A 2,409-nucleotide genomic window follows, 5' to 3' on the forward strand; every position below is an offset into this window, starting at 1 on the left:
CAGCTTTGCCATGGCCGAGGACGCCGGCTGTGAGGCCTTCAAGTGGCCCGTGACGCGGGAGCAGACCCTGTTTGCCGCGGCACCGGCAACGCCGTCCGGAGCGGCACTGGCGGTTGGTGCGGCTGCGGACCTGGCGCTGGTGCCGGTAGAGAAAGCCGGTTTTGCGGTAGCGCCCGAACGTGCGCCGGCATCAGACAGTTTCGGGGCCGTCGCCAGCGTGGAGGTGCCATCCGAGGGAGCCATCCAGATAAGTCTCTCGGGGGAGGCCTGGATCGATGTCATCCAGGATGGCCAGGCCATCAAGTCGGCGGGCTACAGTGGCGTGAAAACATGCCCTGGCATCCGCAAGAGCGTGCGCTTCAAGCTTGCGCCCGGCCCGGCCACCGTTCAGTTCAGCGGCGCGAAAAAAGCTGAGTTGAAGGTTGCGGTGCTGGCGCCGGAATGAGGCGGCGCCAGGCAGGGGAGAGGCCTTCATCGGTGGTCCGATGAAAGCCCGCACTTTGTGTCAGCGGTGTTCGATCGCCGTCAGCGGACTGGCGCCATCAAGGCGAAGTGCGCGCCTTGCGGGTCCTGGCACTGCACGATCCAACTGCCGCCGGGGACCTCCATCGGCCCCATCAGGATCTTGCCGCCATTGTCGGTGACCCGTTTGGCCGCCGCGTCGATGGCCGCAACGTTGAAGTAGAATTGCCAGACCGGGACCGGGATCTGCGCGGGCTTGTTCATGATGCCGCCGCCGGATTCGGGGCCGGCCGTAAAAGTCTGGTACGTGCCCATCGGGCCCATGTCGAAATCGCCGGCGTCGACCCAGCCGAACTGGTCGGAATAGAAATCGAACGCGGCTTTCCAGTCCGACGTGTAAAGCTCGTGCCAGCCGATGTGGCCCGGCGTGCTGGCCGGCACGACAGGCTGGTCGGGACCGTTCGGCTGCAGGAACATGAAGGTCGCGCCTTGCGGATCGGCGACGACGGCAAAGCGGCCGACGCCCGGAATGTCGTCGGGCTGGCGGTGAACGGTGCCGCCGGCTTTCTCCAGCGATGCAGTTGCGGCATCGACATCCCTGGTGTGGATATAGCCGAGCCAGGCAGGCGGCATGCCCATCTTGGCGGCATCCTCGGGCAAGGTCATCAGGCCGCCGACGCCACGTTCGCCGACATTCATGACGATGTAGCGCGGCATGCCGGGTGCCTTATCGAAGGGCTGCGCCGTCCAGCCGACCACTTGGGTGTAGAACGCCTCGGCGGCGTCGAGATCTGATGTCATCAATTCGTACCAGAAGAAGGGCATCGGGGTTTTTGGCATTTTCGGTCTCCTCACCTTTCATGGATCGATCGTCGTCCACCATAGGACGATCCTCACGACGGAAATCCGACACCGCCCGGACAACAATGGGTGTGTGTGCCAAGCGTTCCCTGATTGCGCATCCAGCGGTTTTCGATTTCTCTGCGGTCATGAGGGGTTGTCGTCCATGCGCTTGATGTCGCTCACGCCCGAGCTTGTCGCACTGTGCCATCGGGAAGAGGCCGATCCCGGTCCGGACCCGAGCTGGACAGACATGAACGACGAGGACTTTCGAACCCTCGCCTTGCGACTGTCCAATGAAGCCGATGAGGGACCGTTATGGGTGTTCGCCTATGGGTCGCTGATCTGGAAGCCGGAATTCGAGTCGGTCGAGCAACAGCTCGCCACAGCCTTCGGCTGGCACCGCTCCTTCTGCCTCGACATGGTGCGCTGGCGCGGCAGCGCCGAGCAGCCTGGGTTGATGATGGCGCTCGAGCGGGGCGGGCGCTGCAACGGCGTGATCTATCGCTTGCCGGAGGGTGAGAAGCCGGCGCAGATCGAAAGGCTGTTGCGGCGCGAGATCAGCGACCATGAAAGCATCGAGACGGTTCGCTGGCTGCCGGTGCATACGCCGCAGGGTAAGCTGCGCGCGCTCGGCTTCTGGGTCGGCGTGAAGGGCAGGGGAACGTCGCTGAACCAGCCGCTGGACAGAGTGGCGAGCGTGCTGGCCAGAGCCTGCGGGCATATCGGATCCGGCGCCGAATATCTCTACAACACGGTCAGCCATCTCGAAGCATTCGGCATCCGCGACCGCAATCTGTGGCGATTGCAGGAATTGGTGGCGCAGGAGGTCAGGGCCATCCATGGCCGCAAGCTTGAGCCTGGCCTTTCGCTCGCACTGCAAGCCCGACCGCAGTCGCAATAATATGAGTAAAAAAATCATGTTATTGCCGAGCCTTTTCAGTGACTTGCGTCGAAAATTGACCAATTGATAAAAAAATAAAACGTGCTAGCCTTCTCCAAAAGAAAACATGGGGAACTGACGATGCCAGAAGGCCAATTCAGGGAAGGCATTGCGGGCGGCAGACTCTCGGCCGACCAGTATGCGGATAATTTTTCCGACCTGCA

At 62.4% G+C, this 2,409-nt stretch carries 3 protein-coding genes; 2 read left to right on the forward strand and 1 reads right to left on the reverse strand.

Annotation, left to right across the window (positions count from 1 at the left end):
- Positions 1-10 precede the first annotated feature (10 nt).
- Complete coding sequence (locus EN969_RS26735) at positions 11-445, forward strand: hypothetical protein (protein WP_127419539.1); 435 nt, start codon at positions 11-13, stop codon at positions 443-445.
- A gap of 80 nt (positions 446-525) precedes the next feature.
- Here EN969_RS26735 and EN969_RS26740 read toward each other — a convergent pair whose 3' ends face one another.
- Positions 526-1,302: a VOC family protein gene (locus EN969_RS26740; RefSeq protein WP_013530891.1), complete on the reverse strand. Its 777-nt coding sequence runs from the start codon at positions 1,300-1,302 to the stop codon at positions 526-528.
- A 166-nt stretch (positions 1,303-1,468) separates the two neighbouring features.
- On the opposite strand from EN969_RS26740, the gene EN969_RS26745 reads away from it, so the two are divergent.
- The gene (locus EN969_RS26745; protein WP_024501513.1) at positions 1,469-2,206 is read left to right on the forward strand and encodes a gamma-glutamylcyclotransferase; all 738 of its coding nucleotides are present in this window, start codon (positions 1,469-1,471) and stop codon (positions 2,204-2,206) included.
- Positions 2,207-2,409 lie beyond the last annotated feature (203 nt).

This window comes from Mesorhizobium sp. M7A.F.Ca.CA.003.01.2.1, from assembly GCF_003998945.1.
In the GTDB taxonomy this organism is placed as follows: Bacteria; Pseudomonadota; Alphaproteobacteria; order Rhizobiales; family Rhizobiaceae; genus Mesorhizobium; species Mesorhizobium ciceri.